A 21678-nucleotide genomic window follows, 5' to 3' on the forward strand; every position below is an offset into this window, starting at 1 on the left:
GTTCTTGACTACTATTCCGCAGTTTCTTTCGGACTTATCCTTTACTGTTTTCGCAATATTCGTCCATATTAATACGCCAGCTGTACAAAAAACACACATTATGTGCGTTTTTTACTCTGTATATCCTTTTTTTAAGCAGTTCACTCACTGTTAATCACAAAAAAGTTCTTAAATGCGGCAGAAAATAGGCAAGCACAATGTGTATGACTTTAAGTTGCCATCATTCTGCGAAAACGACACAATAATACTGGCTGGCTATCTGGAACGGCTTTTTCAATCAACTTCACCAATATTCTATTAGGAAGATAAGACATTTATGAAGCAAGCTAATGCCCAAATACATATAGAAAATCTTCGACTGCGTACCTTTATCGGTTTTAACGAATCAGAAAAGAAAAACAAGCAAGATGTCGTGATAAACGCTTGGATTGACTATCCAGCAGTAGAAGCTAGCCAAACCGATGATGTAAATAAAGCGGTTAACTATCGCACCATCTGCAAAGAGATTATCCACCATGTCGAAACCAACAGCTTCTTATTACTTGAGAGGCTCACCTCCGATGTACTCACTCTTTGCATGAAACCTAGCAACGTTTGCTCAGTAAAAGTGAAAGTTGAAAAGCCCCATGCATTACGCTTTGCCGATTCTGTTTCCCTAACTCTTTCCGCAACAAAAGACACCGATTAAACACCATGCCAGATACTCTGTCGCTTAATTTAAAACCCGGTTACAAAAACCTCCTCCCAGGCATCGACGGTAGCCGCAGTGCCTTACAGCTACTGGCTATTGCCAAACAGGAAAAACGCCCTATTGTTTTCATCACGGATACCATATCCGAACTCAATGAACTAGAAGATGAACTCACCTTCTTAAGCGACCAAGAGCAAGAAATATTACGCTTTAGTGACTGGGAAACTCTCCCCTACGATGCTTTTTCGCCCCATCAGGACATTGTTTCCCAGCGCCTTGAAACCCTAGCGAAGTTGTCGGAGTCGTCAAATCCCATTATTTTAACGACCGTCGCGTCTTGCTTTATCAGGCTTTGTCCTCTCCAACACTTGAAAGCACAACGTTTTCATATCAAGGAAGGACAAACGTTACCATTAGAAAAGCTCGCTCAAAAACTGACGGATGCAGGTTATTTGAATGTTGATAATGTTCACGAGCATGGTCAGTTCGCGGTTCGTGGTGCTTTAATGGATGTGTTTCCAATGGGAGCCAACACCCCCATTCGAATTGACTGGTTCGATAACGATATTGAAACCATTCGCTTATTTGATACGGAAACTCAACGTAGCATCGAAAAAGTCGCTGAAATTAATATGCTACCCGCAAAAGAATTTCCCACTACCGCACAAGGCATACAGCACTTTCGCCAAGCGTTCCGAGAACGCTTTGATGTCGACCCACTGTCCAGCCCCATTTATCAAGACATTTCCAGTGGCATCATCCCATCAGGGATCGAATATTACTTACCCTTGTTTTTTGACCAGACCAGTCATTTTTTCGATTACCTCACCGATGAAGCACTGATTATTCGCACCGACAGTTTTAATGAACAAGTCGCCAGCGTTCAACTTGATTACAAAAGCCGCCATGAATCGCTCAACTATGATATCGAACGGCCTATTCTGACACCTGATGAAATTTGCCTAAGAGAAGATGAACTCTTTGCGGCCTTGAACCAATTCTCTAGCGTTATCTTTGCAAAAAACGGCAGAAACGATCATTACGCAACAATCAGTGATGTCAAAATTGACTCAAAATCCCCCAACCCTATTGGTAAATTAGAACGTTTCCTTAGCGAGACAAACACTCGCGTACTCATCGTCGCTGAAACCGCTGGCCGTCGCGAAGCCCTGTTAGAGCTGTTAAAAAAATACCAAATCAACCCTGACTACAGTGAAAGCTGGCACACTTTTGTCTCAGGAAAAAGCTCTCTTGCCATTAGCGAAGGAAGTATTTCCCGTGGTTTCCAAATACGGGACGAGATAACGCTCATCCCCGAAAGTGAGATCCTTGGGGAGCGTGTTTCCCAGCGACGCCGACGTAAGCACGGTGACGTCAATGAAGACGCCATCATTCGCAACTTAACCGAACTTCGTATCAACGCCCCTGTCGTTCATATTGATCATGGTGTAGGCCGTTATCTAGGACTTACCAATTTAGAAATAGATGGGCAAGAAACTGAACTATTAACCCTCGGCTATGCAAACGATGCCAAGCTTTATGTACCCGTTTCGTCACTGCAATTAATCTCTCGATACACTGGTGCCGACGAAGACAACGCCCCTCTCCATAAACTCGGCACAGATAAATGGAGCGTCGCCAAACAAAAAGCGGCGGAGAAAGCCCGTGATACCGCTGCCGAACTATTGGAAATTTATGCAAAACGTGAAGCTCGTGTTGGTCATGCTTTTAGTCGACCCGACGAACAGTATGAGCTATTTGCCGCTGGTTTCCCGTTCGAAGAAACGCCAGATCAACAACTGGCCATCGATGCTGTGGTCAAAGACATGCTTAATCCGAAACCTATGGATCGGTTGATTTGTGGTGATGTCGGGTTTGGTAAAACAGAGGTTGCTATGCGTGCTGCCTTTTTAGCCGTGGCTGGCGGTAAACAAGTTGCCGTGCTGGTCCCAACAACTTTGCTAGCACAACAGCATTACGAAAACTTTTGCGACCGTTTTGCTGACTGGCCCGTGCAAATAGAACTCCTATCCCGTTTTCGCTCAGGCAAACAAACCACTGATGCCGTAAAAAGGCTTGAAGAAGGCAAAGCCGACATTGTTGTTGGTACCCATAAGCTCATTCAAAGCAATATTCAATTCCAAAACCTTGGCTTAGTTATCATCGACGAAGAACATCGTTTTGGGGTGAAACAAAAAGATCAGTTCAAAGCCTTGCGTGCAGAAGTGGATATTCTAACCTTAACCGCTACGCCGATTCCTCGTACATTGAATATGTCTCTTTCTGGCATTCGCGATTTATCGATTATTGCCACACCGCCGGCAAAACGTTTGTCGGTCAAAACCTTTATCAAACAAAGAGACGAATACCAAATAAAAGAGGCCGTTCTGCGTGAGCTGCATCGTGGCGGCCAAGTCTACTTCCTACATAATGAAGTTCAAACTATCGAAAAAACCGCGCAAGAGCTAAGCGAACTCATACCTGAGGCTCGGGTACTGGTCGGGCATGGACAAATGCGCGAACGAGAACTCGAACAAGTGATGTCCGATTTCTATCACAAACGCGCCAATGTATTAGTATGTTCGACCATTATTGAAACAGGGATAGACATCCCTAACGCTAACACCATTATCATAGAACGGGCGGATAAATTTGGCTTGGCCCAACTTCATCAACTACGTGGTCGCGTTGGCCGTTCTCATCACCAAGCTTATGCCTATTTACTGACACCCAAAGACAGAAAACTCACCAAAGATGCAGAAAAACGTCTTGAAGCCATAACCATGGCCGACACCCTTGGTGCAGGCTTTACTCTAGCAACCCATGACCTAGAGATTCGCGGCACAGGGGAACTATTAGGCGAAGGGCAAAGCGGACACATTGAACACGTCGGCTTCTCTTTATTTATGGACATGCTTGACCGAGCCGTCAAATCCCTAAAAAATGGCGAATCCCCTGATGTGGATATTAGCTCTCCGGCACAAACCGATATCAACTTGCGTGTTCCAGCTTTGATACCAGAAGATTATTTAGGTGATGTGCATTCGCGCTTAATTCTGTATAAACGTATTGCCAGCGCCTCAAATGATGAGGAATTGAAAGAGCTACAAGTGGAAATGATAGACCGCTTCGGTCTATTGCCCGACCCGACTAAAAATTTGTTCCGTCAAGCGGACATCAAGCTCAAAGCTGAAAAGCTTGGCATCACCAAAATTGAAGCGAATCAAAAAGAAGGTAAAATATTCTTCAGTAGTAAAACCCCTGTTGATCCAATGAAACTGATCAAGCTCATACAAACAAAGCCAGACCAATATAAATTGGTTGGATCGGATACACTAAAATACATGGCAACAATGAGCAGCGCAGAAGAGCGCTTCCAACAAACCTACAAAACGCTGGAACAATTACATTGAAACGATATTACATACTCTTACTCACACTGATATCACTCAGTACCCCTCTATTCGCCGCAGGTAGTGACGATATCAATCCAGATACCGCTAGAGCGTACCAGGCTTATCTATTGACCTTTATGTGGCCTAGTTACGCCTCTAGCGAACAGATTACTTACCAAAAGGTCAAAGACCCGAGTGCGCTCCCTCAATACCCTGTAGACGCTAGTAACTCAGCAGATGGTTCATCCAAAGGGGCTGATATTGAACCCTTGTATGTACCCTTCGATGGTTTTAAAAATAAAATTGCGCCCCATGCTCCTGTCTTGATCAATAAAAAGTGGATTTTGATCTTTGATAAAAGAGGCGATGTGATCCATGAGTCGTTCCACAGTGACACCAATACCAATGGCTACCCTGAGCTCACTGGGACCATATCGATCCGCTATGCTCACTATTTAGAAACGGACATTAAATACCATCACTATCTCTTTACGCCACTACCTGAAGCCACATCGCCTGATGGCGCTAGCGATAACAACACAGACCTTCAGAGCAATAATCAAACTGTGGCTGGACAAGCAAATACTCAACCTCTTGGTCCTATGCCAACTCAAGTGTTAAATGTCGAGTTGAAAAATAAAACTGCCAGTAAAAAACTAAACTACCTTGACCATCCTCTCATAGGTACCCTACTTTACTTTGAACCAATGAAACTAGATGACGCCATTCAACAACGAAATTTAGATCGACTCAAAACACAAAGCTCGGATACCACAGGAACAGACACAACAACGGGAACAAACACTACAACAAACACCCCCTAATACAATTTATTCATAGTGATCGGTGATCTGGAATAAAATGATTAGAGGAAGGAATTCAATGCAAGGAAGCTCTTTCCAACTAACCTTTTAGACCAGATCCCTTAGCACTAACAACTTAAGGTTTGTCTCCATCAAGTAATGTGACCGATGGAAACTAAGTGCTACCCCCTTTTGTCTTTAATGTATCAATCATAAATTCAACTAACCATCTCTCACGATTGGCACTAAGAAGAAAACACACTCGACCTCTCTAAACGAACTAAAGTGTTCATATCAAAGACCTAACCAGAAAGCAGGTATTTAAATAATATTTCAGTTTAAAACCCACTTATTTCTTTACCCCCCTACATATGTAGGGTGTTTACCGATCAAAAATAGGGATAAGATCAATTTATAGTCAATTTTAGTATCGCTCAGACTGGAGTCGAAATGCCAAAATTAGATCACCATTTTACTTCCGAGGGCGCCATTATCGACGCTTTCAGTAGAACGCTACTTGAGGTCTATCGGTTGGCACGTGAAGAACCTCTGGAACGTTTTTTAGAAACGATGCTGGAATGTATCCAAGCAATGATTCCTTTTAAGTCGGCTTGGTGGGGCAGAGGCTCTGAGATCACTTTGGTATGGACCCACTTTTGTAGACATCTCATAGCTATATAATAATAGGTAAAAATGAGGTGAATTATGAGTGGAAAACGTTATACCGATGAGTTCAAAATTGAAGCCGTTAAACAAGTCACTGAGCGCGGCTACAAGATTGCAGAAGTGGCTGAGCGACTTGGCGTTAGCTACAAAAGTATGCATGATTGGATTGTCCGATACAGCAAGCCTGAAGCGAGCAGAAAAATGGAAGATTCAGCTCAGTCAGAGATCCAGCGGCTCAAAGCTGAACTTAAACGGGTGACCGAAGAGAGGGACATTCTAAAGGAGGCCGCCGTGTACTTTGCCGGGGAGTCAAAGAAAAGTACACGTTCATAAAATCACGGCTCCACGACTATTCTATTGCTGTCTTGTGTCGAACAATGCAAGTCCATAGGAGCGGTTTTTACGCTTGGCTGGACTGTCCAAAAAGTCGACGAGAGCAAGAAGATGATGAACTTGCTATCAACATGTCATGTAGCGACTCTTTTGGCGGTGTTTACCTACTGTCTTGGCATAGAAGAAACGCACCTGTAACGACTGTTCATTTTCATTTGGCAAATCCGTGAAATAAGCGTTTTTGGATGTCATACACATAACATGTGTCTCTATTAAGAGGGGGAGGCGACTGTCTAGTCAGCGAGCTAATGTTGAAAGGATTTCACCGTGACGCCACAGAACAAACCTTGTTTGGTTAACCTAGTACGGCTAAAAGATCGAGCGACTCAGTTAAATTACCGCGTTTCTGAGTCGCTCGATCTTTTTTATAGTTCCGTTGGCCAATCTATCGTCGTGGGGAACCCTTCTTGCTCTGTAATATCGCGCAGAGTTTGCGCGTACGTGTCCAAACTTTCTATAGAATCCGTTACATTAATACCAAGCCGCAGCTCACTAGCATGGCGTTCATAGCGCCACGATATTGCGCTTAGCCATGCGTTCCGTTTAGCACGTGCCGCGGCGGCCAGCTCTGTAACGGTTGGCGTAATAACTGGGGCTTCGAACAACGCGCCTTCTGGCACTTCTTCTCCTAATTCCTTAATTATGTGCTTTGTGCCGTCTTCATCCCAGTATTCAGTGCCGATATTGTCGACAACGTAATACCAAGCTTGATCGGCTTTTACAAAATAACGCTGAAAACCTGCTTTTTCAGGAATTAACTCTACATCCGTCGCATAAGCTGGAATCATCCATTCACCGCTTACAAAGTCTTTTTTCGCGTCGATTTTCTTTGTGAAAACAGGGTATTTATCCCCGATTTTGAATGCATTTAAATTCATTTTATAGACTCCTAAAGTCGGGTTTTTCCGTAGTAAGCGATAGAGCGAGGACGAGTTTCATTGCCACCTGTGAATGAGGTTGGCGCATTGTTATCAATTGGCTGCTCTACTCTTGCATTTCCTGAAGTATTGCCCAGTCTATTATTAGATGCTAAAGAGAAATTATGCGTATGACTCTTAAACTCATCAGCCTGCCAGCTACCAAATTCACGCCCGACATCAACACCACGGCCATCATCGAACATGCGGATAAATTCACCGCCAATCATGGGCAGTGTGACGGTAAACGAACCATCTAACTCAGCAACGAACCCCCAATAACCACCATATGTAATGGGGTCTGAATCTTTCGTTGCTTGATCGATACAGTTCGATGACGCTGATACAATCGCCCAGCCAAGTGGGTGGTTTCTGCTACTGAACTGTGCGCCGTCCAGCGCATATTCTCCGACTCCCAATACATCAACCGTATCGATGTAAAGTTTTGCTATATCTGAAACTCTAACTCCCGTCTGAGGGTTGACTTGATCGGCGACATAAAACACTCCATTGATATATCGCACTGTGAGCAATGCGGTTTCGAATATCTGCGTGGCGACTGGGCCAGCCAACGGCATGACCGCTAATTCGTCTATTTTGATTGTCATACCTGATGCCGTATTTGTAGCAGCAACGATAAACGAAAACTCGTCGTAGTTATTTAGGGTTGTGACAGGCTGCTTGCCGGCTGGTGTGGTCAGTAGGATCGCATTGGCGGTGCCGCTAACATCAAACAAGCGTTTTGATCTAAGCTGACTGCCAACCGATTGAGATACTTGCGCCAAATCATTAAAATCAGGGGCAAGACCACCTGCTGTAATAAGCGCTTTAAGCTCATCATAAATCGCGTTCATATGGTCTGCTGAGGCGATGCTGGCAGGTATGGCATTAAGTGGATCACCATCGGTAAATTTGCCGTTATAAAGGTCATTACTATCTGGGTAGTTCATTGACTGTCTCCTATTTTTGGTCATTACTCCAATAAGCGAGTCAGGCGCGGAAGGCGGCTGGAGCAAGGTATCGCTTATTGAGAGAAGAAAAAGAAAAGCGGTGAACTTAGTTTGACCAAAGTGCGCCGCTTTTCTTGGTATTTATAATGCAGGGAAAGCGCGATAGGTGCTGTCTGTCAGGGTTCAGTGTTAGCTTTTACAACGTGAATCACAGACACTAAAAAGCCCCGCTTAGACAAGATCTATGCGAGGCTTAAAGAAACACTATTGGTTTTTATAATCGGGTTTTAAAAAAGTAAGCAATGTTACGAGGACGCGAATCCCACTTGGAAAACCTTACATCCGATGGATTGCTATTAAAAGTTGATACTCCACCTACATTTACCTCACCCACACTAAAATTTTCTTTGACTAAATCTGTGATGTAATTATCAGTCCATGAACTTCCCCAAAAACCAGAGGGCCGACTAGCAATACCTATCTGAGTAGCAACCTGAAAACTACCAAACCCTCTTCCTGCATCCACACCACGTCCATTATCGTAGCCACGGATAAACTCTCCACCCAGTGTTGGAATGGTAAACGTTGTTTTCCCATCGCCTGTGCCGTAATAACCCGAGTAGGTTTGAGGGTCGGCGTCTTTTTGGGCTTGATCAATTAGGTTGGAGATGGTCTGTACTTTGGCCCAATAGATGGGGTGCTCGGCTCGGCTCAGTGTTGAGCCATCGAGCACGATTTCCCCAGGAGCCGTATGGTTGGTGGTATCGACGATGAGTTTGCCGATATCATTTACATCGTTGCCTGTTTTTGGATTAATCTGTTCGGTGAGCCAAAAGCGGCCTTCGAGGTAGGTGACGGTCACCAATGCACCTTGTAATAGCTGATTCGCGACAACTACATTGGACAGGGCAATAGGGGCCAGTCCATCGATAGTCAGAGTAACCTTGCTATCAAAGTTAGAGCCATTTACTCGAAAATAAATTTTGTCATAATCTTTTAGCGCTTGGACGGTTTGCTTACCAGTAGGTGAGGTCAATTGGATGTCATTCGCATTGCCACGAGTGGTCATAACGGACGTGCCACGTATTTGATTTTTCACCGATAAAGCAAGCTGGGATAAGGCGCCGACATTTTCGACCACATCCCCTTCTCGAATTAGATTAATCAGCTCGTCGTATACCGCATTCATTTGTTCGGCGAAATCTTGGCTAGCAGGAAGGCCTGTTAGTGGGTCGCCATCAGTAAATTTGCCTTGGTAAAGATCATTGCTATCTGGGTAGTTCATCGACTGTCTCCTTTGAATGTATTCGTTACCTATCCTTTTAGGGAGATAGGTTTGCAAAAAAGAGAGTGAAGCACTGTGTTTTATCCAACAGGGCAACACTCTCTTGCGAGGAATAATGATTCATAGAAGGGAAAAGTCCCCTCTGTTAGAGATCAGTGACAGAGCGACTTCTCAGTTTTAATTAGTCGCTTTTATTTTCCACTCCTATTTTCCAGTGAAAGCCGCTGGCTGTTTGCCCCAATCAATCTCTTGTGGGAAGCCTGCTTGTTCTGGCACATTTCGTAAGACGACACGATAGTCTCGCCATGCTTTGGCGTCTTTGCCCGCGTCTTCCAAGCGGTTAATTTCACGTGTCACTCGATCAACAAGCACATTTCGAGTTGCCCTGACATCAGCCGCTTTTTTTATATCAATATCGGCCTGAATATCTTCTGCAGACTTAATATTTTTAATCATCTTACGCCTCCTTCCAGACAATAGGACTAGGAACATCACCATTATTTACATCAAACGTGTAATCTGCCCAATCTGTTGACTGAGAGGGCTTAGCTTTTGATGAATCGTACTTGTATTGAATAGTAGCCTCTTCACGAGTCACTACGCCGATTAGCGGCAACTCCCCGTCAGCTTGCCCACCCTCAGGAATTTGAGATAGGTCTACATCAACGCCATCAATTGTCAAAACAAGGTCACTTACGGACACTTTGGTCGTTTTATTACTTGCTACCGGACTTAAAATAATCTTCATTATGACCACCAACCTATTGCAAAGGCGCTTAACGAAAACGCATTACTATTGTTACCAGAGAATACTCGGCAAGTAATATACGATTTAGTTGGACTACCGTGAGATACAAACGAATTGTTTCCATTGTCAATAGATGTAATACTCACATACGGAGGAGTATTACACTGATATGGATATGTGTATGTAAACAGATCCGAGCCATATAACACACCACTCGTGATTGAATTAGCGATACCAGAAGCAAAACCAACAGAAAACATCAAGACCAAGCCACCAGCTAACTTAATGTACGCTCCCGCAGCATTTTCACCATACTCAACAACATCGGAACCAACAAAACCACCAACAACATTTGTTGATTGAGGATCAGCTTGCTTAATGAGATAAAACACCCCAGAAATATGCCGAATTGTTGCTATGTTTCCCGCAATTAATTTACCCGCCATTACATTTGATATAGAACGAGGCACTAACTCATCGATGACCACTGTAATGACATCAGTATTCGTCGCTGTCACAATAAATGAAAATTCATCATAGTCATTCAACGCAGTAACTGGCTGCTTGCCTGCTGGCGTAGTTAATACAATTTCATTCTTACTACCTGATACATCAAACAAGCCTTTTGATCTAAGCTGGTGGCCTACAGATTTGGAAACTTGCTTTAAGTCTTCTGAATCAGGGGCTATTCCACCAGCCATGATCAGTGCTCGTAGTTCGTCATACACCGCATTCATTTGTTCAGCGCTGTCCCGACTGGCGAGAATATTGTGAGCCGGATCACCGTCGGTAAATCTTCCGTTTGGAAGGTCATCTCTTTTTGGATAGTCCATAATTATTTCTCTTCGATATATTTGAAAATAATGTGTGTATGGGCCTGTTTTAGGCGGTTGAACACACATTCGAGTCGTTGGTTGCTCCAGGTGCGATATCTATCCCCCCATGGATCGCCATAATGTCGTGTTTTTGGGCTGTATTGCGCCGCGTTAATTTGCCAAGTAAAGGCCCAATCTTCCCCCCCATACAAACTGCCGTAAGGCTGGCCGTAGCGAGCCGTTTGGTATTCGGTAATGGTGATCTGATACCCCATGATGGCAGCGATCTCGATCAGAAACTCTCGGCTCTGGCTGCCCTTCATACGATAGCTTTGCAGCAAAGCCGCCAACCGCTCCTGATAGGAGGGATCCACCCCGCTGCAAGGATCGGGTAAACCATACTCCGCCTCCCATTGAGCAAAGGTTTCATAGGCTTGGCTGGGGTGGGATTCTTTTAAGACATCCAACGCCCGCTGATCCACTCGTGCTAATTCTTCGCTAATGCCCGCCATCAGCTTACCTAACTGAGAATCTGGCACCTTGGCCCAGGCGTTCCCCCGAGGCAAGAGCGCAAGTAAAGCATGCTGGTATTCGCTGACTGGCTCGCTGAGCGCTTGCTTGGCTAAGGATTGATTCATCGCCGCTGTTTGATTCGTTAGCCTGCTGCCCATGAGATCTCTCCTAATACCAGAAACTCACCCTTGCCACAGGTGACATCCTGGGTTAAGTCAATCACGTGATTGTCTTCTCCCGCTGCCAGCGAAATCGCCTCCCGTATTTGGCTCAAAAACAAGGTACCACCAGGCTCGGCTTTACGACGCAGCAAGTCCTTTAACTCAGCGATGATGGCAGCTCGCACAGCAGCGGTGTTCGGCGCAACCGTGGTAAAACGAATGTCCAAAGGCTTCGCGATCACTGGCAAGACATAAAACTGTTTCATGCTGACGGGGCGCTTTTCATCGATATACGCCTTCACCGCGGCAAGATGTGCCTCACTGGCCACGGGCGACGGTAAATCCTCTGTGACAAAGCGCACCGTGACCGTTCCCAGCCCCAGTTCATGGGGATAACACCAGGCCCGTGTCACATCGTTATGGGCCGCTAAGGTCCAGGTGATGTAATCCGCCTTATTGCCTCCCATGCTGGGGTTTTTACGGCGTTCGGCTAGGCGCTTGCGCACTCGATCGATGGCCTCCATATCGCTACCGCCCGTCAGACTGATGACGGTGGCTTCCACGTCGATATCCAACTGGGTACTGACAAAGCGCAATGTACTGCCTGCCGGTAAGTTGCCCTCACTGCCCGCGTTGACCGCCGTCAAGGCAAGTACCGCTTGACCATCGGCAATGGTGGCCGCTTGGGTGACGCGATAGGTCGCCTCGTCGTCGGTTTGCAATAAGGTATCCACCAGCACGGTGGCGCCGTTATTGCCGGTGATCGTCGCCGTGCCCGACGCGCGGGAGGCATGGGTTCGATAGATCCCCATCTCAGCGGCGCGGCGCAGCAAGTTGTCATCGTCGCAAGTATCATCAAATAATTGGTCGACGTTGTATTGCAGGTGCCCATGCAAACCATGGGCTGCCCCGGCCACCGCCTGTGCCAATGGGTAATACACATCCCCTCGGCGAGTGGCTTTTTGGCCACTGTGTCGCTCTATGTCAGCGGCGACACGGGCTTGAATTGTTGTTCGTGTTGGGCGTGAAAAAGCCATCTTTTACTCTCCATTTGTTATGTCGTGTGCTCTAAAAACCGACACCCACTCGCCATTGTTTAGTTGGCAATCCAAGCGAAAATTCACTCGATTCGGATCCCCAACCCCTTGTTGTGTTGCCCTATCCCGCTCCACCTTGATATTGATCGCCTGCAAGTGCCCTTCGTCGATCAGCCACTGCACCGCTTGGGTGAGGTAATCGTGCATGGCGTTGAGCGTTTCTTGGGTAATCTTGCTACGGCTCAACAACCACAACTTGCTGCCCAAGCTTTGCTTATCGGGCAAATCCATATCGCCCCAGTAGCCGCGTTTGTCTTGGCTACCATCGGGCAAGAGATCATCGTCACTGGCTCGCGCATCGGTAAAGAGCGAGATGGAAATTGCATTGTCCAGCCAAGTCAGCGCGTCGTCGGTGGTGGGGACGATGTCCAAACCGCCCAAGGCATTGCTGTACGCTAAAGAAATCATCATTGCGGACCTCCTGTGTTGCTGCCGTTATTACCATTACTGTGAACATGACCCGTTAAGCTAATGCCGCTGGCGACCACCTCTTTCACCTGCATGGTGCCGTCTTTCCCCATACTTCCTGAGCCCGCGGCGTTGACAAAGCTGGCCCCTTGCACCACGCTCGCAGCGGTGATTTTGTCTTGCGAGGTGATATGCCCTTGGGCCTCGATCGTCTCAGCCACGGTCAACTTGCCTGTCATATGGGTGTGGGGCGTCACCAGTTCCACTTTAGTGGCCGCTTCCACGCTGATGGTGCGGTCTTTTTTCAGATGCACCTTGTCCCCATGGTGGTTGTAAATCGCCGCTTCCCCTTCGTCGATCACCAAGCGATAACGCTGGTCTCCCGCCATAATGGCGACGCTGTTGGAGCCATTGCCATTAAAGGCCAGCACCACAGTTTCCGCATTCGGCAAGGGATGCGAGGTAAAACCAAAGGGCTCCACATGCTCTACGTTATCCAGGGGCATACCGCCTTCTTGCTGAACTTGAAAGTAGCGAATCTTGTTGGCGTATCGCACTCGACGAATCAAGGCACGCCCCGCCAAACGGCGGATTTTCCGAACTAAACTGTTTACCATATCCATGCTTACTTCCCCTTAACGGGCTTAAGATCAAACGCCCCTTTTGGCAACAGATGAATCTCCGTCGTCGAGCCGCCTTCGTTGAGCATCAAACGGGTTTCCGTGATCAACAGCTCCCCATCCCAGCCCATCCAAGGGTCTTGTACCGAGACCAAGGCATTGGGTGCCCAAAGCGTGCCATTCGGTGTTTGTCGCCAGCCTTGCACGGTATAAGTCATGGTTTTGGCGCGGCTTTCATTCACATTTTTCTGCCACTTAGCCCGTGTTTCACAGGCAGCCACATCCGCTGGTCCATCGGCGCTCAAGGCAAACGGACGATAGCGCCCCGCTGCCGTTACCTTGGCCTGATTCTGGGTAATGGCTTTGGCATCCTGATTCGTCGATGGGGTTTTCATCTGTTGCCCTGTCACCGTGTATTCGCTGAACACCCCACGGGCACTGAAGTGGCCAGAAGCACTTTGAATGTTTTCTCCAAGTACCAAGGCCACCTCGGCCAAGTCCGCTCCCGCTCGGGTAATCTGCAAATTCCCTGACCAATCCGATACCAAGAGCACTGCTTTCAGACGCGCTAACCCTTCGAGAAACTCCCAAATGGATTGCCCAAGATCCAACATTTGATCACTCTTAAATACGTCGTTGGCGGCGTCTTTGGCACTGTCTGCCACGCTGACCTCAATTCCAAAGGGCGCACATAATTGACGAGCAATGCCCGCCAGAGTTTGTCCGACCTGAAATTGCTTACCCACGGTGGTGCAATCGATCAAGTCGCCGATTTTGCTGCGCCCCGTCACGTTCAGTTGATGGCTCTTACTGGAATACGAGACGTTCACATCGTCGATATAACCAGCAATGATGGGCTCATCGTTGACGTACACGGTGACGCTCATACCGGGTTGCACGGCACGGGCTGACGCGCTGTGGCCGCCTAGGCCAGTGGCCTCTAAACTGTCCGTCAGGGACAATTCAAACGAATGGGCTCCCCGCTCCATGGAGCGAGCAATGGCGGCTTGCGTCCAAAAGCGATGCACCTTGTTATCAATGCTCACCAACAATCGATCAGTGGCGCCCTCCTTGGCACCAAACACATGCTGTAATTCGTTCATTTCAGCACCTCCAGTTCCACTCCAGCGGGCACGCTACAAGGGTTGGGTAGTCCATTACGGCGGATAAACTCCAACTCACGACGGGCATCCCCATAGAGGTTGTAAGCCATCACCAACGCAGGGACGGATTGCTCTAATTGCGTTGTCGCTTCCGTCGCTAAGTTTGGCTCCAGCTCATCAATGCGTTTCATAATGGCGGTTTGCACATCTGCCCACGCCTCGTAGGCTTGATCCGTGCCCACTTCGATCAAATCGTCGATTTGCGCCAACACCAGATCCCGCGTTTTACGCGCCTCATTTAAGGTGGTAAACAAGCCCGTTTGCGTGACCATGGCCTGGGCCATGGACAAGGTCGCGTTGGCCGTAAACAGGGTATTCAACGCCGCTTTGTTCAAGGCTTCCTGTTGCCGATTAAAGGTCATGGTCACGGTATTCACTTGCTTGGTCAGATCCGTCGCGAAGGTGTCCAAGGTTTCTTGATAGCCAGACAACACGGCTTTCATGTCGTCCATGTCGTCAAACACCATGCTCACGACTTCGTTTACCCCTTTGGCCAGTGCTTCGGGGTTCGTCAGATAGTCGTCCAGCTTGCCGACAAAATCGTCGATCTTGCCCACTACCTTGCCCACTACCTTGCCCACTACCTTGCTCCCTACCTGCGACAACGGCGTCAGTAATCCCATCATTTGGCCGTTTAAATGACTCAGTAAGGTGGCACCTTGCTGCAGTAAATCCCGCGCCGCGTCTTCCACAAAAGACGCGTTTTTATCGACGCTAAAGGTCTTAGCAAAATCCGCTTGTACCGTTTGCGACGCTTGGTCAATCGCCTTGGCTAACACACTGGCGCTGCTGATTGATACAGGGAAAGATAAAGCCCCAGCCCGCACATATTGCACAGTAAATTGACAGTATCCGCCCCGTTGCGTACGGATGGTCCAGTCGTAATCCGTTACCTGAATCATCAAGGTGCCAAGATAGGGGTGCACCAACTTACCCGCCCCAGGCTTATTCAAGGCTTGCATCAATTGATTGCGCGCCAGGTCGTAATCCTGCCCTGCAACAAAGAGTGTCAAACGTTCAGACTCGGCTTTTTTGCCTAAATCTTCCGCAAAATACACGTCCTGTTGCGGGTACTCATGTACCGCCACCCGTCGACCGGCTTGGCCACTGGCCTGCTCGGTAAAAAAGCGCACGCCACGAAAGGTGCCTTGCTGTAATCGATCTCGCCACGTCATGGATGGCCTCCCATTGAACTTCCTGCGATGGACAAGTTCAGGTTATGGGCCGTCACCGACGACACCGTTACACGCTTGTCTTCCACGCTGATTTTGATTTCTCCATGCACTTTATCTAGCGCGGCGTCTGCCGCCCCCTGTGCGTTGGGCTTACTTGCTTTGCTAGGCGCCTTCTCCTCATCGTCACCGGTGAACCAGCTGGTTAAACGGCTGCCGAAGGATTCCCCAACGGCACCACCGCCCATGGAGCCCAAAACGCCACCGATCAGACCACCCACCGCCGTGCCAATCACTGGCACCACCGAGCCAATGGCGGCCCCTGCCGCTGCTCCGCCCCAAGTACCTAAGCCAGACCCGACGACCGAGCCCACCACGCCACCGGATTGTTTGACCTTCTCCTTCACGCTGGCATCGCCATTCCACACTTCCGCCAGCTCAGCGGAACCCACCAGGGCGTTGACAACACCATTGCCCTTAATGCCCTTTATCCATTTCGATGGCTGAAAACGCTTAGCAGGCACCGCAGGCTTGTCAAAATCCGCATCCACTTTGTCCACTAGATGCGGCAACAAACTCTGTGGTTTACCATGGGCTTTTGCGCCGCTGTTCTCGTTCCGGCCAGCGATATCACTCAAGTCCAACAGGGACTCGCCTTTTGTGCCGCCATTACGAAACTCTTTAATACCCTTGCCTAGATCCAACAGATCCTTGCCGATATCGACGGCGCTTTTGACCTTGTCTAGCCATGAAGGCTCGCTGGTGTTATTGGTTTGATCGCGCTGTACTGCGAACACCCCAGATTTCGGCATGTTGACCACAAAGACGCGCTGCACATTCGCCGCTGGCGTCGCCCCTTTGTTATTCGCCCCACCAGCAAGCCCATGTTCTGTTAACGCTGTTTCTGCGTTCGTTGCCAAGACGTCTTTGGATAAAGGGGAGGTGGAGACAGTCGGTTTCTGCGCCTCTTTACCTTTATCCAAAGCCTTGCCTGATAACGTGTCGACCACCGTTTGCACGGAGGTCACCACGTCTTTGCCTTCTTTGTATGCGTTGCTAACGCTTTTAAATACGCCGCTCCAGTATTCACTACTGGTTTTCGACTTGTTGCTGGTAATGGCTTGCCATGCCGATACCGATGCCGAAGAAAACTCGTTGACTTCACCTGCGGCGTTAGACACCCCATCGATCACCGTCGACGTTGTATCCACGGCGTGGGAAAGCTCATTCACGAGGCTTTCGGCTTGTTCCAGTACCTTATCTAGCGGGGAGTTTTCTGCCTTATCGCTCGCGTCCTGCCCTGTTTTGTCGTCTTGCTTTTTGGGCTCGCCCAGTTGCGCTTGTAAACGCTCAATAAAAGCCGATGCCTGCCCTAACGAGCTGCTAAAGGCACCCATTACCTGCTTGCCTCGCTGGCCCATTGCTGACACCGCATCCGCATACTGCTGGGCACGCTGTACAAAGTTCTCCGCTGTCCCCATCGCAAGAGATGCCTTTAGATCGCTCATAAATACCTACTTAATCCCTTTGAGATTGCTAGACAGGCGCACTAGCTGGCGCTCTGTCATGGAAAGAAAATCGCTACGAGTCCAAGGGAGTCGCGTTGAGAAAAGCACTAAGGCTCGCTCAATCGTCTGAGCCCGTAGCGACATCTCGCCCCCGTTCAACCATCGCCTTAGCGGTCGCCATGTCCATCGCTGTCACGCCCTTTTGCAGTAAGTCCAAATCGATATCCGACAACAGCTTGAACTGCTCGACTTCCAGTGGCCCTTGGATCTCCCCAAGGGAGGCCACTTGGCGACGCAGTGTGTTGACGCCCATTAAGGCATTGGACAGCAATAAAGTGGGCTCAAATTTGCCTTCCCCATTGGGGGCCATTATCACTCGCTCGGATTCCTCCATGGCGGCGATGATGTCCCCCGCCGATAACGGCCGCAAAGTGGCCTTAAGATGCTGCTTTTCTCCGACCATAAGGCCTTTTTCTAACGTGACTTGATGCATGATGATTTCCTCTAATCGATGGTCTCACGGGGCGCTTATGCCTAAGCGCCCACCCTTGCTATGTGTTGCTCTGCGCCAATGGCGATGAATCGGGCTTACTTCACCAAATCCGCACTGATGCCTTGCATTTTGCAGCTGTATTCACCGCCGGATAACACCGGTGGCTCGGTCATCCAAGCGCCGTTGATGACCCACACTTTGTTGTTGTCGTCTTGTACGGTGACATTCACATCCACCAAATTACGCAACAGGTTTTGATCGATATCGCTGGTATTAACGATTTTGAATTCACACGATGGGGCCACTGGCTCCTCGGTAAAACCTGCCACACCGGTGTCAGCCATCACGGCATCACGCTTGCTGCCGCCTGGGTTAAACGTTGCGCCAGACAGCGAGTTCACGCGTCCAATCGTTGGAATATCGAAATACAGTTTCTTTGCGACCTTAGCCATGTCTTTGCTCCTACTTGTTAAGCATTGTTTCAAGCGCTCTGTTAAACGCTCGGATTAAAAACGGTGAGCCCTTCCTTTGTAGAAAAGGCCCCGCTGAGTTAAATGATGAATTGTTGTTTGCCTGCACTCACACGCAATTGGTTCACCAGGTTCGGTGTATCTCGCCAGTTCAGACGGTTCGCATCGTCTGCATCGCGTTCCACAATGAGTTTTTCCGTGTAGGTATCAAAATCCTCAACCCAGCCCTTTTGCTCCATAGAGCGGTACAAAGACAGCAGCTGACCACGAATAATCTGCGGCGTAACAATCGCCTGACCCGCGCCGTATTGCGTGCCATCGCTCGCCAATTTATGACGTGGATAGTGTTGCGAAATCATCAAACGCTGTTCGTAACGAATACGCTCCAAGGTTTCTGGCGTACAGATGTCCAAATAGCTGGCATCGCTAAGGCCGCTGGCATTGTTTTGATACATGGTGATTTGACGCTCAATGCGACAGGTGCCATCGCTGCCCACGGTGAAGGTGGAAATACCATCGAACAACAACAAGTTGCGCTCGCTTTGGCTCCAACGCTGATGGCGACTTGGTGCCAACATACCTTTCAACACCAAGGTTTGCAGTGGTCGTGCTGGATCAATCGCCAAGGCTTTCGCCGCCACCGCCGCGTTAATCGCCGATACCAAATAAGTCGGCGTTGGGCTAGTGCCCGTTGCCATGCAGCTTACGTGCGGGCTATTGCGTTTTGAGCCAAACGTACCGGTTTCGCCATGAGTACCGGCAAAAGCAATAAAGGCACGACAACCAATCTGACGCATAGGGCCAAAGCGATCGCCCAATTCCGTCTCAAGAGACACTAGGTTGGCGGTATCCGTGAACGGACAGACCATCCAGTTAAACCACTCATCACCCATGGCATCCAGGGCCACGGACACATCTGGGTTACCCGCACCGCCAGATAGATTCGCAAACGAAAGCGTCAAACCAGACGGCATGGCTTCGTCGTAGAAGCTGGCGCGCAGATCCAATCCATTAAAGACTTCGCCCTTATGACGTGCCGTAACGGTCACTACCGCATCCGCAGCACTTGCTGTAACAGGCAGATCCAATGCCGCGTTGATTTGTGCCGCAATGGACGAGGCAACGGTTGCCACCGAATCACCGGCACTTACTCCCACACTTAAGCGTGTGCCACCCACATACAGGGCCACTGTGCCCGCACTAATCGGAGCGGTTGCGACGGTAATCGAGCCTGCGGCCGCTGTGCCGCTGGCGTTGTCGTCTAGGGCAATCGCCCACATTTCGGTGTCCGTATTGGCATTCAAAAACGCCGCACATTGACCCGCCAACATCGAGCCTTGACCAAATAAGGCCGTCGCTTGAGTCGGATCGGTTACACGCACCGGAATGCCCGCCGCTTGTGTGCCTGTATTCAAACGCTGACCGGCAATGGCCACTTTGAACATAGTGGACGACGCGCCTGCCAGCTCGTTATTGAACTCAATGTACGTCCCTGGATTGCGTAGCGTCGCGGGAATATTGTCAAAAGAAATAGCCATAATTATTTGTCTCCTAAAGATTGAATGGCGATAAGGTCGCCGTCGCTAATACGACGACGGTAATAGCTCGTTAGCACCACATCGATACCGTCCTTCGGTATGATCTGGCCGTTCTCTTTGCGTACCTGACGCCCTTTGGCAGGACGAACAGTCACGGCGGCTTTTGCTTGCATACTTGCTCCTTTGCTAAAATGTCTTTGGTAGGTAGAAAGTCCCACCTACAAGACCTTGGTGTCAGCGGCGATTAAGACCTGCTTGCCATCGAGCGTTGTCTCATCGGCGTGGTAGCGTAAAAAATCGTCCAGATCGTCAAGCGCCACCTGATCCGGCCATGGCATCAGCAAACTAAACTCAAGCTCATGGCATTGATAACCGGTTTGATCCTCCGCCAAATGCGCCAGATTCTTCACCGACTTAAACATCAGCCCATCCGCTTGCTCCAGCTCCAAGCCATGCAAAGCCTGCAGCAAACGCACTATCAAGGCATACGCGGACGACTGCTCATCGCCTGCGGGATACTGGGTGATCAAATACAGCGTCCAGCGGCTTTTTAGCTTGTTCTCGTCGAACAACTTGCCCTTAGTGAAACTGGTGTACACCGCTGGTGCACTCAGCAACATGCTGTTCACCACATCCTTGCTCCAATGACCCGGATGGCTCGCCACCTCTTTCACATGACTGCCCAAGGCCGTGGTAATCGCGGCTTTAAGCGCACTGTCTACTTGAGCAAACATCAAATAAAACCCTCATATTGAAAACTCATCTCACCCACTGGGTGAGCGCCGAAAAGCGTCTGCGTTTCGATAAGGCAAGATTAAAGGGAAGCCAACTTTCACGAACCGAGACACAGTTCAGCGTTAGAAGAAAAAAACAGAACCAGAAAAGGAAAGAATGAGCGAAGAGAGCTTGAGAAAAGACAACGAAAGAAGAGACAGCAAAAAGCATCCACAAAACCAACAAGACACACTTGAGTTCAGCGGAGCAAAAGAGAGTTCAGTGGAGCAAACAAGAGTTCAGTAGGAAAAAAGCAATGGACAAGACAGACTTATCAAGACGGCATAAACAAACCGCCCCGTAAACCCCGTTAGCCCCCCGTTAGAAACGCATTTCCCGAAAAACACAGGGCAATATAGTGGGTCGAGGGTTATGAGGCATGAGGGGGACGAGAGAAATGAGGTTAGAATAGGATTGTGGTATAAAGCTGACGCTATCGATATTCATCATCTAAAAAGGACATTCACATGACAATGTATCTCTACTCAAAATGGATAAACCCTCCTAAAAATCAGCCAAAAGAATTCTACAGTTAGCTGGACGCTGAGCGTTATGAAACCCGCAAGGTCGAAGTGTTTTCTGATGATGAGCTGAGTTACGCGGACGCCACCAAATCAACAGGTGAAACTAGATTAGGCGAGATTCCCGTTCCCCCCGCTAGTGAAATAATGGACGATCCAGAATTTGATACAAAGGAAATATCTAAAGAAATATTTGAAGAGGTTTGGACTAAGGCAAACGATAATTTTTATAGCGACCCCGTAAGAAAAAGACAAGCCATAAAATCGCTCCCTTTTTTAAAAGGAAGAAAAAAGAGGAGTTTTGAAAAAGCGGCTGATTCATTTATGGCTATAGCCAATAAGCTATTTTCAGTTATATCTTTATCAATTGTAGCTGTGCCGCTTTCTGCGATAGGAAAAAATATATTTAGTGACTCCCCAAAAATATCCATTTTTGACATCGACCAACTACAAGCTGCAATTGTTGCAAATGGGCCGATTTTGATAACTATATGCGGTGTAGCTACTTTTTTTGGCTGGCACTTTAGGAAAATAGCATTAAATATTTATGATCTACTTGAGAACTAAGAAAATTTGT

Annotated in this window: 22 protein-coding genes and 1 pseudogene; 5 read left to right on the forward strand and 18 right to left on the reverse strand. The window is 48.3% G+C overall.

The genetic code is table 11. The annotated features are described in order from the left end of the window. Positions 1-316: 316 nt before the first annotated feature. The 4 genes and pseudogenes from folX to MSP8886_RS08950 form a co-directional block, all read left to right on the forward strand. Entirely contained in the window at positions 317-688 is a 372-nt protein-coding gene (gene folX / locus MSP8886_RS08930; RefSeq protein ID WP_067015200.1) for a dihydroneopterin triphosphate 2'-epimerase, read from the forward strand. Between the two features lie 5 nt (positions 689-693). Continuing rightward, positions 694-4104 (forward strand): transcription-repair coupling factor, encoded by a 3411-nt coding sequence (mfd, locus tag MSP8886_RS08935; protein ID WP_067015206.1) that lies wholly within the window; start codon positions 694-696, stop codon positions 4102-4104. After that, entirely contained in the window at positions 4101-4910 is an 810-nt protein-coding gene (locus tag MSP8886_RS08940) for a hypothetical protein (RefSeq protein ID WP_139063119.1), read from the forward strand. The genes mfd and MSP8886_RS08940 overlap by 4 nt, the downstream gene beginning before the upstream one ends. Before the next feature lie 684 nt (positions 4911-5594). Further along, positions 5595-6010: pseudogene (locus tag MSP8886_RS08950) on the forward strand (transposase); the annotation flags it as partial. A gap of 303 nt (positions 6011-6313) precedes the next feature. Here the strand turns inward: MSP8886_RS08950 and MSP8886_RS08955 are convergent. From MSP8886_RS08955 to MSP8886_RS09035, 18 genes are all read right to left on the reverse strand, one after another. After that, a complete protein-coding gene (locus MSP8886_RS08955; protein ID WP_067015224.1) occupies positions 6314-6826 on the reverse strand; it encodes a phage tail assembly chaperone in 513 nt (170 codons plus the stop codon). 11 nt (positions 6827-6837) lie between these two features. Further along, positions 6838-7815 carry a hypothetical protein gene (locus MSP8886_RS08960; protein WP_067015225.1) on the reverse strand — a complete coding sequence of 326 codons (978 nt, stop codon included), beginning with the start codon at positions 7813-7815 and terminating at the stop codon, positions 6838-6840. Between the two features lie 274 nt (positions 7816-8089). Beyond that, positions 8090-9100, reverse strand: a complete 1011-nt coding sequence (locus MSP8886_RS08965; protein ID WP_067015226.1) for a hypothetical protein — start codon at positions 9098-9100, stop codon at positions 8090-8092. A 204-nt stretch (positions 9101-9304) separates the two neighbouring features. Next, a complete protein-coding gene (locus tag MSP8886_RS08970; RefSeq protein WP_067015227.1) occupies positions 9305-9556 on the reverse strand; it encodes a phage tail assembly chaperone in 252 nt (83 codons plus the stop codon). A gap of 1 nt (position 9557) precedes the next feature. Then, the gene (locus MSP8886_RS08975; protein ID WP_067015228.1) at positions 9558-9848 is read right to left on the reverse strand and encodes a hypothetical protein; all 291 of its coding nucleotides are present in this window, start codon (positions 9846-9848) and stop codon (positions 9558-9560) included. Further along, on the reverse strand, positions 9848-10681 hold the full coding sequence (locus MSP8886_RS08980; RefSeq protein WP_067015233.1) for a hypothetical protein: 834 nt from the start codon (positions 10679-10681) through the stop codon (positions 9848-9850). Before MSP8886_RS08980 ends, MSP8886_RS08975 begins: the two co-directional genes overlap by 1 nt. A gap of 2 nt (positions 10682-10683) precedes the next feature. Beyond that, positions 10684-11334, reverse strand: coding sequence for a YmfQ family protein (locus tag MSP8886_RS08985; protein ID WP_067015236.1), 651 nt, complete (start codon positions 11332-11334; stop codon positions 10684-10686). After that, positions 11319-12374 carry a baseplate J/gp47 family protein gene (locus tag MSP8886_RS08990; protein WP_067015239.1) on the reverse strand — a complete coding sequence of 352 codons (1056 nt, stop codon included), beginning with the start codon at positions 12372-12374 and terminating at the stop codon, positions 11319-11321. The genes MSP8886_RS08985 and MSP8886_RS08990 overlap by 16 nt, the downstream gene beginning before the upstream one ends. A gap of 3 nt (positions 12375-12377) precedes the next feature. Further along, positions 12378-12845 carry a phage GP46 family protein gene (locus MSP8886_RS08995; protein ID WP_067015242.1) on the reverse strand — a complete coding sequence of 156 codons (468 nt, stop codon included), beginning with the start codon at positions 12843-12845 and terminating at the stop codon, positions 12378-12380. Continuing rightward, positions 12842-13465: a phage baseplate assembly protein V gene (locus MSP8886_RS09000; protein ID WP_067015245.1), complete on the reverse strand. Its 624-nt coding sequence runs from the start codon at positions 13463-13465 to the stop codon at positions 12842-12844. Before MSP8886_RS09000 ends, MSP8886_RS08995 begins: the two co-directional genes overlap by 4 nt. A 2-nt stretch (positions 13466-13467) precedes the next feature. Further along, entirely contained in the window at positions 13468-14565 is a 1098-nt protein-coding gene (locus tag MSP8886_RS09005; protein ID WP_067015257.1) for a phage baseplate assembly protein, read from the reverse strand. After that, a complete protein-coding gene (locus MSP8886_RS09010) occupies positions 14562-15800 on the reverse strand; it encodes a DNA circularization protein (protein WP_067015260.1) in 1239 nt (412 codons plus the stop codon). Before MSP8886_RS09010 ends, MSP8886_RS09005 begins: the two co-directional genes overlap by 4 nt. Continuing rightward, the gene (locus MSP8886_RS09015) at positions 15797-17305 is read right to left on the reverse strand and encodes a hypothetical protein (protein ID WP_139063120.1); all 1509 of its coding nucleotides are present in this window, start codon (positions 17303-17305) and stop codon (positions 15797-15799) included. The genes MSP8886_RS09010 and MSP8886_RS09015 overlap by 4 nt, the downstream gene beginning before the upstream one ends. A gap of 118 nt (positions 17306-17423) precedes the next feature. Next, the gene (locus MSP8886_RS09020; protein WP_083200884.1) at positions 17424-17798 is read right to left on the reverse strand and encodes a phage tail assembly protein; all 375 of its coding nucleotides are present in this window, start codon (positions 17796-17798) and stop codon (positions 17424-17426) included. A 95-nt stretch (positions 17799-17893) separates the two neighbouring features. Next, entirely contained in the window at positions 17894-18250 is a 357-nt protein-coding gene (locus MSP8886_RS09025) for a phage tail tube protein (RefSeq protein ID WP_067015274.1), read from the reverse strand. A gap of 98 nt (positions 18251-18348) precedes the next feature. After that, the gene (locus tag MSP8886_RS09030; RefSeq protein WP_067015277.1) at positions 18349-19806 is read right to left on the reverse strand and encodes a phage tail sheath subtilisin-like domain-containing protein; all 1458 of its coding nucleotides are present in this window, start codon (positions 19804-19806) and stop codon (positions 18349-18351) included. A 2-nt stretch (positions 19807-19808) separates the two neighbouring features. After that, positions 19809-19979 carry a DUF2635 domain-containing protein gene (locus MSP8886_RS21895; protein WP_083200885.1) on the reverse strand — a complete coding sequence of 57 codons (171 nt, stop codon included), beginning with the start codon at positions 19977-19979 and terminating at the stop codon, positions 19809-19811. Positions 19980-20024: 45 nt separating this feature from the next. Beyond that, the gene (locus MSP8886_RS09035) at positions 20025-20540 is read right to left on the reverse strand and encodes a phage protein Gp37 (protein ID WP_067015281.1); all 516 of its coding nucleotides are present in this window, start codon (positions 20538-20540) and stop codon (positions 20025-20027) included. A 576-nt stretch (positions 20541-21116) separates the two neighbouring features. On the opposite strand from MSP8886_RS09035, the gene MSP8886_RS09040 reads away from it, so the two are divergent. Beyond that, entirely contained in the window at positions 21117-21668 is a 552-nt protein-coding gene (locus MSP8886_RS09040) for a DUF6881 domain-containing protein (RefSeq protein WP_370737024.1), read from the forward strand. Positions 21669-21678: the final 10 nt, after the last annotated feature.

It is taken from the genome of Marinomonas spartinae, assembly GCF_900089775.1.
Classification (GTDB): Bacteria; Pseudomonadota; Gammaproteobacteria; order Pseudomonadales; family Marinomonadaceae; genus Marinomonas; species Marinomonas spartinae.

Coding starts and splice junctions, on each gene's coding strand:
- folX (WP_067015200.1), top strand. CDS start 317: ATGAAGCAAGCTAATGCCCAAATACATATAGAAAATCTTCGACTGCGT.
- MSP8886_RS08965 (WP_067015226.1), bottom strand. CDS start 9,100: ATGAACTACCCAGATAGCAATGATCTTTACCAAGGCAAATTTACTGAT.
- MSP8886_RS09020 (WP_083200884.1), bottom strand. CDS start 17,798: ATGCATCAAGTCACGTTAGAAAAAGGCCTTATGGTCGGAGAAAAGCAG.
- MSP8886_RS08980 (WP_067015233.1), bottom strand. CDS start 10,681: ATGGACTATCCAAAAAGAGATGACCTTCCAAACGGAAGATTTACCGAC.
- MSP8886_RS09000 (WP_067015245.1), bottom strand. CDS start 13,465: ATGGATATGGTAAACAGTTTAGTTCGGAAAATCCGCCGTTTGGCGGGG.
- MSP8886_RS08990 (WP_067015239.1), bottom strand. CDS start 12,374: ATGGCTTTTTCACGCCCAACACGAACAACAATTCAAGCCCGTGTCGCC.
- MSP8886_RS21895 (WP_083200885.1), bottom strand. CDS start 19,979: ATGCAAGCAAAAGCCGCCGTGACTGTTCGTCCTGCCAAAGGGCGTCAG.
- MSP8886_RS09035 (WP_067015281.1), bottom strand. CDS start 20,540: ATGTTTGCTCAAGTAGACAGTGCGCTTAAAGCCGCGATTACCACGGCC.
- MSP8886_RS08995 (WP_067015242.1), bottom strand. CDS start 12,845: ATGATGATTTCTTTAGCGTACAGCAATGCCTTGGGCGGTTTGGACATC.
- MSP8886_RS09010 (WP_067015260.1), bottom strand. CDS start 15,800: ATGACGTGGCGAGATCGATTACAGCAAGGCACCTTTCGTGGCGTGCGC.
- MSP8886_RS09025 (WP_067015274.1), bottom strand. CDS start 18,250: ATGGCTAAGGTCGCAAAGAAACTGTATTTCGATATTCCAACGATTGGA.
- MSP8886_RS09005 (WP_067015257.1), bottom strand. CDS start 14,565: ATGAACGAATTACAGCATGTGTTTGGTGCCAAGGAGGGCGCCACTGAT.
- MSP8886_RS08985 (WP_067015236.1), bottom strand. CDS start 11,334: ATGGGCAGCAGGCTAACGAATCAAACAGCGGCGATGAATCAATCCTTA.
- MSP8886_RS08955 (WP_067015224.1), bottom strand. CDS start 6,826: ATGAATTTAAATGCATTCAAAATCGGGGATAAATACCCTGTTTTCACA.
- MSP8886_RS09015 (WP_139063120.1), bottom strand. CDS start 17,305: ATGAGCGATCTAAAGGCATCTCTTGCGATGGGGACAGCGGAGAACTTT.
- MSP8886_RS08960 (WP_067015225.1), bottom strand. CDS start 7,815: ATGAACTACCCAGATAGTAATGACCTTTATAACGGCAAATTTACCGAT.
- MSP8886_RS08970 (WP_067015227.1), bottom strand. CDS start 9,556: ATGATTAAAAATATTAAGTCTGCAGAAGATATTCAGGCCGATATTGAT.
- mfd (WP_067015206.1), top strand. CDS start 694: ATGCCAGATACTCTGTCGCTTAATTTAAAACCCGGTTACAAAAACCTC.
- MSP8886_RS09030 (WP_067015277.1), bottom strand. CDS start 19,806: ATGGCTATTTCTTTTGACAATATTCCCGCGACGCTACGCAATCCAGGG.
- MSP8886_RS08975 (WP_067015228.1), bottom strand. CDS start 9,848: ATGAAGATTATTTTAAGTCCGGTAGCAAGTAATAAAACGACCAAAGTG.